At 53.7% G+C, this 7,689-nt stretch carries 10 protein-coding genes; 2 read left to right on the top strand and 8 right to left on the bottom strand.

What is annotated here, in order from left to right; genetic code table 11:
• Positions 1–232: 232 nt before the first annotated feature.
• Positions 233–520: a DeoR/GlpR family DNA-binding transcription regulator gene (locus MOST_RS07460; protein WP_245909663.1), complete on the bottom strand. Its 288-nt coding sequence runs from the start codon at positions 518–520 to the stop codon at positions 233–235.
• Between the two features lie 176 nt (positions 521–696).
• On the opposite strand from MOST_RS07460, the gene MOST_RS17230 reads away from it, so the two are divergent.
• On the top strand, positions 697–888 hold the full coding sequence (locus tag MOST_RS17230; RefSeq protein WP_054936894.1) for a hypothetical protein: 192 nt from the start codon (positions 697–699) through the stop codon (positions 886–888).
• Here the strand turns inward: MOST_RS17230 and MOST_RS18505 are convergent.
• Genes MOST_RS18505 through MOST_RS17075 form a run of 3 tightly spaced genes read right to left on the bottom strand, consistent with a single transcriptional unit; the run spans position 861 to position 1,693 of the window.
• Positions 861–1,205, bottom strand: coding sequence for a toxin-antitoxin system TumE family protein (locus MOST_RS18505; protein WP_083476644.1), 345 nt, complete (start codon positions 1,203–1,205; stop codon positions 861–863). The two genes, MOST_RS17230 and MOST_RS18505, sit on opposite strands and share 28 nt — an antisense overlap.
• Complete coding sequence (locus MOST_RS07450) at positions 1,180–1,452, bottom strand: MJ0235 family protein (protein WP_054936893.1); 273 nt, start codon at positions 1,450–1,452, stop codon at positions 1,180–1,182. The genes MOST_RS18505 and MOST_RS07450 overlap by 26 nt, the downstream gene beginning before the upstream one ends.
• 40 nt (positions 1,453–1,492) lie before the next feature.
• Positions 1,493–1,693 carry a hypothetical protein gene (locus tag MOST_RS17075; protein WP_153060778.1) on the bottom strand — a complete coding sequence of 67 codons (201 nt, stop codon included), beginning with the start codon at positions 1,691–1,693 and terminating at the stop codon, positions 1,493–1,495.
• 105 nt (positions 1,694–1,798) lie between these two features.
• On the opposite strand from MOST_RS17075, the gene MOST_RS16965 reads away from it, so the two are divergent.
• Complete coding sequence (locus tag MOST_RS16965; protein WP_129588674.1) at positions 1,799–2,161, top strand: hypothetical protein; 363 nt, start codon at positions 1,799–1,801, stop codon at positions 2,159–2,161.
• Positions 2,162–2,351: 190 nt separating this feature from the next.
• Here the strand turns inward: MOST_RS16965 and MOST_RS07440 are convergent, their stop codons facing one another.
• The 4 genes from MOST_RS07440 to gyrA form a co-directional block, all read right to left on the bottom strand.
• On the bottom strand, positions 2,352–3,488 hold the full coding sequence (locus MOST_RS07440; protein ID WP_054936891.1) for a glycoside hydrolase family 15 protein: 1,137 nt from the start codon (positions 3,486–3,488) through the stop codon (positions 2,352–2,354).
• Positions 3,489–3,555: 67 nt separating this feature from the next.
• Positions 3,556–4,122: a pyridoxal 5'-phosphate synthase glutaminase subunit PdxT gene (gene pdxT, locus MOST_RS07435; protein WP_054936890.1), complete on the bottom strand. Its 567-nt coding sequence runs from the start codon at positions 4,120–4,122 to the stop codon at positions 3,556–3,558.
• Positions 4,123–4,178: 56 nt separating this feature from the next.
• Positions 4,179–5,069, bottom strand: a complete 891-nt coding sequence (gene pdxS, locus MOST_RS07430) for a pyridoxal 5'-phosphate synthase lyase subunit PdxS (protein ID WP_054936889.1) — start codon at positions 5,067–5,069, stop codon at positions 4,179–4,181.
• A 122-nt stretch (positions 5,070–5,191) separates the two neighbouring features.
• Entirely contained in the window at positions 5,192–7,612 is a 2,421-nt protein-coding gene (gene gyrA / locus MOST_RS07425) for a DNA gyrase subunit A (protein ID WP_083476643.1), read from the bottom strand.
• Between the last annotated feature and the right edge of the window lie 77 nt (positions 7,613–7,689).

Below are 7,689 nucleotides of genomic sequence, written 5' to 3'. Positions count from 1 at the left end.
AGGCAAGTACTGGCTGGCGAAGCTGATTATCTTAATGACGTAACCTATGACCCCTTAGTTCTTTAAGCAGCTTAATATGGCAATATGTGGATAAGGACTACCCCTGATACCCTAAGTCCTTTAACCAAAGAAGGGGAAAGAACATGGTTGTATACACCATTATTGTTGTTGTATTACATTTAATCAACTACCATATATTGCCTTGCAATGGGTTAAAGATTTTTATGCAACGCTAGTGATCACCGTCAGCAATCAAATCCAGGGCGGCCCTTGCAATGGCCTTTTTCTCTGCCAGGTGTTCTTCTTCTTTCTCTGTCAGGGTTGGTTCAAAGGAAGCAGTGGCAATGCTCACGGCACCGCCATGGGTACGTTTCAAGAGGCCGGCTGCTTCTAATTCCTGGAGATCACGGCGGATGGTTACCTCGGAAACTTGAAAGAGATCGCTTAATTCCGCTACTCTAACCGCCGGTGTTTGTTCCAGGATTTCTATTATCTTTTGTTTGCGTTCGCTTGCGAACATATATTAGCTATATACCTTTCATATATTTTCTTTTGCTTTGCTTATAGTTTACGATTATTTACTTTTAATGTCAAGATCATTTTAACGAAAAAAATCGTAACTTAATAGTTAAAAAGCAACCATTACCGGCTGCCTTAATCAATCTTTATGGGCCCGGGGTATCCGGAGGCAAATCAATGAAAGTAGTTGTTGCGTTTGACGCCACCGGAAAAAAGTTCGATTGCGTTCCTGACCTCTGTCTCCCGGAAGACGGCATTAGCCAGACTGCAGAGGCCGAAGGACATTCCCAGCCAGAGAGGTTAGCATCAACATCCTTACCGGCTATTTACTTAGAAAAAGGCTATAGCGAAAATACTTTCGTAATATAGTTTAATACATCTTCGATACTGATCTCGTATGAAATCGTTACTTTCCCACCAATATGTTTATGGTGAGGGAAAGTTATGATAGTTTCATGGTGGGGCGCATTATCCCATCTAACGATAAGCTCTCCATTCCTGTTTTGCCAGTGGTAGGAATAATTATATTCTTCAGCAGAAACATATTGTCTTATATACAGGAGGGTATCATTTTTAAGTTCGCACCGAACCTTAAGGTAATAAAAATCCGTCCCCTGTTTATAATCCTGGATTTCATAGGAAACTACAGCCGGACAACGATTAAGTAATTTTAATGTCTTTAACATGGTCCAGTTCCTTGATTTTATTCTTTAGTTCATCTAAACTACGTTGATAAGCCTTCATCTCCATATAATCATCCCACAAGTCGAAGTTTTCTTTTCCCGCCGCTATTCTTTGCTCCATCTCTTTGAGGTTGCAACCATACTTCTGCTCGATTAGCTTTATATGCTCCTTGATTAGGACCATTTCTGAAATAATTTTTAGCCTGGCGTATTCTTTAATCTCATCTTTAAAAACCTCCAGGGCACTCATAGATATCACCTTCTTTTATAAAAAGCTTAATTATATCCTATCATAAAAAGCCATTAGTGTATACCTGCCTAAAGTAGATGCCGTAGCGTTCCCGTAAGCTGGTACCCAGCAGGTCAGCCTGGAGTTTATCCACGGCTTGCTGCAGGTTAAGACCAGCGAGCTTTAACGAACGCCATGTCCATACCCGAGGTGGCATCCAGGGGACGCAGGCCGTCCAGGCCGGCGGCCATATCATCAACAAGGTGAAGCAAGTCCTTTTACAGCCAGCGAAAGGCATGATGAAATAATATATGGCCCGGGGTATCCGGAGGCAAATCAATGAAAGTAGTTATGCGGCAAAGGGAGGATGGCACCGAGGCTTCATGGGCAGGATGCCAGAAGCGGCAAGGCCTTTAGTCTTGCCGCTTCTCCCGGGGTGCAGCAATCACGGTTGTCCGGGCGGCTGGTAGGGGGCGATAGGGTCCTCGCCGTTATGGGAGTGAAGGTACTTGATGTACTGGGCCACGTAGTAATTAAACCCTGTCATAGCCCTGCTGCCGGCGGCCGTGTTCCATGCCGTTTTAACCTCGCTGTTCTCGCCGTGCCAGGCGGCCACCGCGCGGGAGAAATAGCCGCGGACTTTCTTCTGGTTCATGGTATTGAGGTGATGGCTAATTGCGTAACCTTCCGGGGCCGGGCCGTCTTTTCTCGTTGCCGGCAGAAGGGATAAAAAATCAGGTGGTTACCGGCCCGGCCACCGGGGTGTCTTTTTCGTAATCCGCAAAAATATTAAAGTTATGAGGCCCCCGCAAAGCCAATATAGGTTAAACTATACTTAACGCCGTATCCTGGACCTTCACCGCTTTCTCACCGCTTTCTCTCCGTTTTATGGACATATGGAGCATAAAGTATGCCTAAAATCAAATTGCTATCCCTTTAAAGGCAATGATATACATGGCGTGAGACCAGAGGAGGGGGTTGGCGATGGGCCCCCAGCGCTCCAGCCAGTAGTGGTAGTGGGCCTCGGAAGTAAGGTTTTCCGGCACCTGCTCCGGCAGGAAGCCGTTGGTATCGGCCCGGGCTTCCACCCAGGCCAGGAGTTCCCGGGCCGGGGCTTCTTCTCCCTTCAGGCGGTAGTACCAGGCCAGCCAGGCGGTGAGGAGCAGCCACTGACCGCCGCCGTAGTAGGTATCGGCAGCATAGCGCTTGACGCCACCGGAACAAAGTTCGGTTGCGATCCTGGCCACCGTCTCCCGGAAGACGGGATCATCCAGGCTGCAGAGGCCGAAGGGCACTCCCAGCCAGAGGAGGTTGGCATCAACGGCATCCTGCCCGGCAAACTTTACCCAGTGACCGTCCCGGATAAACTCACTGCTGGCCAGTTCAGGCAGCCGTTCCAGTACATCTTCTACCTTTAAAACTAGCCGTCCCGGATTTTGCTCCCTTTCTGGTTCCCTGCCGGCGTCGTGGAATCCTGTTTTCCGGTTTTCGTCCTCCAGCCAGGGTAAAATGGCCTGCAAGCCGCCATATATGGCCGCCAGGGTGGAGGGGTGGCGGTAATCACCGTATTCCTCCCAGCAGTCCAGGCAGGGGTGCTGCCAGAGGCCGGTGAGGTAAGGCACCACCAGGTCAACGGCACGGCGGTAAATATCTTCCCAGGGGCCGCCGGCCCGCAGGTGGGCGGCCAGGCCCCAGAGGTAGGTGCCGTAGCCGTCCAGCTGGAAATTGCCCCAGGGCTCCCGGCCTTCTTCCCCGGCCAGGGTATAGCGGGTATGGAGGCAGGTGGCATCCCCTATGGGCTGGCCCCGGGTTACGGCCGCCATGGCTCTCTCTACCTTGTAGCCATGGGCGATAATGGTGCGGGCTCCAAAGCGGTAAAATCCAGCGGCTGCTTCCCTTTCCCCGACCAGGTCCAGGGCGCGGGCGCTAAAGGTCCCATCCCGCAGCCAGGCGTAATTATAGGGCGGGTAATCAGGAGCCGCAGGAAAAGCACCCGTAGGTGACTGGTAGGCTTTCAATATATCTATGCTGCGGGCAAAAAGTTGACCTGCTTCCATAAAGTCTCCCCGGTAGTTCTTGATAATTGGCTGAGTGAAAGAAAGAGAAGGGCTGTCGCCAGCCCTCTTATTTTATCATCGCCAGAAAATAGCGGTGTACTCGTAAATCTTTAGTAAGTTCCGGGTGGAAGGCCGTCGCCAGGAGGTTCCCCTGGCGGGCCATGACGGTCTTACCCATAAAAGTGGCCAGGGATTCCGCCGGGGGCTCTACCCTCTCCAGGTAGGGAGCGCGGATAAAGACGGCATGGAAGGGCTCCTCTCCCAGGACGGGGATCTCCAGGTCGACCTCAAAGCTGTCCACCTGGCGGCCATAGGCGTTACGCCGGACGCTGACGTGCATCAGCCCCAGGCGGGGCTGGTCGCTGCCGATTATATCTTTGGCCAGGAGCACCATCCCGGCGCAGGTGCCGAAGACCGGCATACCGGCTGCCGCCAGTGACCGTACAGGTTCCAGAAGGTTGAACTCTCCCATTAGCTTGCCGATGGTTGTACTCTCGCCGCCCGGTATGATCAGCCCGGCAATACCTTCCAGTTGCCTTTCCCGCCGGATCTCTATACCTTCCACACCCAGGGCCGCTAGGGAGGCAATATGCTCCCGGAAGGCGCCCTGCATGGCCAGCACACCGATTTTCATTTTACTCGCCTCTTTATCCCCTGAGTACATTAAATTGTAACGATTGCAATGCTGCCCTACCAGCCGCGTTCCTGCATTCTTTCTTCCTGCCTGATGGTGGCAATGTCCAACCCGGGCATGGCTTCGCCCAGGTCTTTAGATACCTCGGCCAGGACTTCCGGTTCCCGGAAGTGGGTGGTGGCGGCCACAATGGCCCGCGCCCGTTTCACGGGGTCACTGGATTTAAAGATACCGGAGCCGACGAAGATGCCATCAGCGCCCAGCTGCATCATTAGAGCGGCATCCGCCGGCGTGGCAATACCACCGGCGGCAAAGTTGACCACCGGTAAGCGCCCCAGTTCCTTCACCTGCTTGACCAGTTCATAGGGAGCCTGAATTTCTTTGGCAAAGGTCATCAATTCCTCATCGGGCAGGTTCTGTACCCGCCGGATCTCGCTCATAACCCGGCGCATATGACGAACGGCTTCCACGACATTGCCGGTACCGGGCTCGCCCTTGGTGCGGATCATGGCCGCCCCTTCGCCGATGCGCCTTAAAGCCTCGCCGAGATTGCGGGCGCCGCAGACAAAGGGCACTTTGAATTCATGTTTATTGATATGGAACTCTTCATCGGCCGGGGTGAGAACTTCGCTTTCATCGATATAGTCAACGCCCAGGGCTTCTAAAATCTGCGCCTCCACGAAATGGCCGATCCGGGCCTTGGCCATCACCGGAATGGATACGGCGTCCATAATCCGTAAGATAACCGTCGGGTCGGCCATGCGGGCCACCCCGCCGGCAGCGCGAATATCGGCCGGCACCCGTTCCAGGGCCATGACGGCGCAGGCCCCGGCCTCTTCAGCAATTTTAGCCTGTTCCGGGGTGGTGACATCCATGATGACGCCACCCTTGAGCATCTCCGCCAGGCCCTTTTTTACCGTCCAGGTTCCCTTTTCTGCTGCTGCCATTTTTGTTCCCCCCATTGTTCACTCTTCGACCGTTCTGGCTGCACAGTTTCATTCTACTACAGGGTACCCTCTTAAGCAATAACCTTTCAATATAACCTGTTCGTCACCATGAAATTTAAGTCTTACTGTACGCGAGCCATGGCTACCACGCGGTCGCTGGGATCTAGGCGCATCAGGGTAACTCCCTGGGTATTGCGTCCCTGGCGGGAGATGTCCTCCACACCAAGGCGGATGAGAATCCCGTCGGCTGAGATCAACATTAGTTCATCATCCTGGGTAACTATAGCTACAGCAGCCACCGGACCTGTACGTTCAGTAACGTTCATGGTTATAATCCCCTTACCGCCCCGGCTCTGGGGCCGGTACTCGCTCAAAGGTGTCCGCTTGCCAAAACCTTTCTCAGAAACAACGACCAGCTCGGCCCCTTCTTTAACCCGGACCAGGCCAATGACCTCGTCCCCGTCTTCCAGGGCGAGGCCTTTTACGCCGTGGGCGGCCCGGCCCATGGGCCGGACTTCATCTTCGGCAAAACGGATGGCCTTGCCCTGGCGCGTCACCAGGATAACTTCATTATCCCCTTCCGTACGCAGGACACCGATAAGTTCATCGCCATCTTCCAGGTTGATGGCAATGAGGCCGTCCCGCCGGGAAGTATGATATTCAGCCAGGGGGGTCTTTTTCACCGTACCCCTTCTGGTAGCCATGAAGAGGTAAGCATCTTCACCCGGGTCGCGGATGGGAATAACAGCGGTAATGGCTTCTTCCTTATTGAGATAAATTAAATTGACCAGCGGCGTCCCCCTGGCTTGGCGGCTGGCCTCCGGTACTTCATGGCCCCGCAGGCGGAAGACCCGCCCCTTATTGGTAAAGAAAAGGAGGTAGTGATGGGTGGTAGTAACAAAGATATCCTGGACAAAATCTTCTTCCCTGGTACCCATAGCTTGGATACCGCGGCCGCCCCGCTTCTGGCTGCGGTAGGCGTCTACCGGCTGACGCTTGATATAGCCGCGGCGGGTCAGGGTGACGACGATATCTTCCCGGGCAATCAGGTCTTCTACCTCAAGGTTTTCTTCTTCCATGACAATTTGCGTCCGGCGGGGATCAGCAAATTTATTTTTATACTCGAGGAGTTCCTCCCTGACAATGCCGTAGACCATGGCCTCGCTACCCAGGACTTCCTTCAGGTAAGCAATGCGCTTTTGCAGTTCCTCCCATTCTTCTTCTAGCTTTTCCCTTTCCAGGGCCGTGAGGCGCCCCAGGCGCATGTCGACAATGGCTTTGGCCTGCCTGTCGCTTAAAGCAAAACGCTCCATCAGGCCTCGGCAGGCTTCGGGTTCATTGGGCGACTGGCGGATAATCTTGATTACTTCATCGAGAAACTGGATGGCAATGCGCAGGCCCGCCACGATATGGGCCCAGGCTTCGGCCTGGGCCAGGAGGTAGCGGGTGCGACGGGTGATAACCTCCTTCTGGTGATCCAGGTAGAGGGTCAACATTTCTCGTAAATTAAGGACCCGCGGCCTTCCATCTACCAGGGCCAGCATAATGACCCCAAAATTCTCCTGCATCTGGGTGTGTTTATAGAGCTGGTTAAGGATCACCCTGGGCTGGACATCCCGGCGCAGCTCGATGACAATGCGCATCCCCGTCCGGTCGGACTCGTCCCGCAGCTCAACAATGCCGTCAATCTTTTTTTCCCGCACCAGCTCGCCAATGGTTTCTACCAGGCGGGCCTTGTTGACCTGGTAGGGGATTTCCGTTACCACAATCTGGCTCTTGCCGTTGTTTAAGGTTTCCACCTGGGCTTTGGCGCGAATCTTAATGCTGCCCCGCCCGGTGCGATAGGCATTTCTAATCCCTTCCCGGCCGATAATCAAGCCTCCGGAAGGAAAGTCAGGTCCTTTGATAAACCTGGTAAGATCTTTGAGATCGGCCTCCGGGTGATCAATCAGGTAGACCAGGGCATCGATAACTTCCCCCAGGTTATGGGGCGGGATGTTGGTGGCCATGCCCACGGCAATCCCGGCCGACCCGTTGACTAAAAGCTGGGGAATCCGCGCTGGCAGCACCAGCGGTTCCTTCAGGCTGCCGTCATAGTTATCGATGAAGTCGACGGTCTCTTTATCAATATCGGCCAGCATGGCCAGGGCAATTTTCGCGAGCCGGGCTTCGGTATAGCGCATGGCCGCCGGGGAGTCGCCGTCGACGGAACCGAAGTTACCGTGGCCGTCCACCAGGGGATAGCGGCAGGCAAAATCCTGGGCCAGGCGAACCATGGTTTCATAGACGGCAGCATCGCCGTGGGGGTGGTAACGGGCCAGCACCGTACCCACGACGACGGCCGACTTTTTATGGGGCTTATCCGGCGTTAGCCCCTCTTCATACATGGCATAAAGGATCCGTCGGTGGACAGGTTTCAAGCCATCGCGGACATCAGGTAAAGCGCGGCCCACAATGACGCTCATGGCATAGTCAATGTAGGAACGCTTCATTTCCTCTTCCAGGTTGACTTCTAAAATCTTACCGCCCTCTCTTAAGGCCAAGTATTTTCCACCTTCTTTCGCAGTGACTCTTTATCTAATTATAACCTCACAGTGTCCTTTCGCCAAACAGTTCTAAA

The organism is Neomoorella stamsii (genome assembly GCF_002995805.1).
GTDB lineage: Bacteria > Bacillota > DSM-521 > Neomoorellales > Neomoorellaceae > Neomoorella > Neomoorella stamsii.
This window is presented reverse-complemented; position numbering and strand designations above follow the sequence as displayed.

Excerpts from the sequence above, each read along its gene's own strand:
- MOST_RS07460 (WP_245909663.1), bottom strand. The coding sequence starts at position 520 with ATGTTCGCAAGCGAACGCAAACAAAAGATAATAGAAATCCTGGAACAA.
- MOST_RS17230 (WP_054936894.1), top strand. The coding sequence starts at position 697 with ATGAAAGTAGTTGTTGCGTTTGACGCCACCGGAAAAAAGTTCGATTGC.
- MOST_RS18505 (WP_083476644.1), bottom strand. The coding sequence starts at position 1,205 with ATGTTAAAGACATTAAAATTACTTAATCGTTGTCCGGCTGTAGTTTCC.
- MOST_RS07450 (WP_054936893.1), bottom strand. The coding sequence starts at position 1,452 with ATGAGTGCCCTGGAGGTTTTTAAAGATGAGATTAAAGAATACGCCAGG.
- MOST_RS16965 (WP_129588674.1), top strand. The coding sequence starts at position 1,799 with ATGGCACCGAGGCTTCATGGGCAGGATGCCAGAAGCGGCAAGGCCTTT.
- MOST_RS07440 (WP_054936891.1), bottom strand. The coding sequence starts at position 3,488 with ATGGAAGCAGGTCAACTTTTTGCCCGCAGCATAGATATATTGAAAGCC.
- pdxT (WP_054936890.1), bottom strand. The coding sequence starts at position 4,122 with ATGAAAATCGGTGTGCTGGCCATGCAGGGCGCCTTCCGGGAGCATATT.
- pdxS (WP_054936889.1), bottom strand. The coding sequence starts at position 5,069 with ATGGCAGCAGCAGAAAAGGGAACCTGGACGGTAAAAAAGGGCCTGGCG.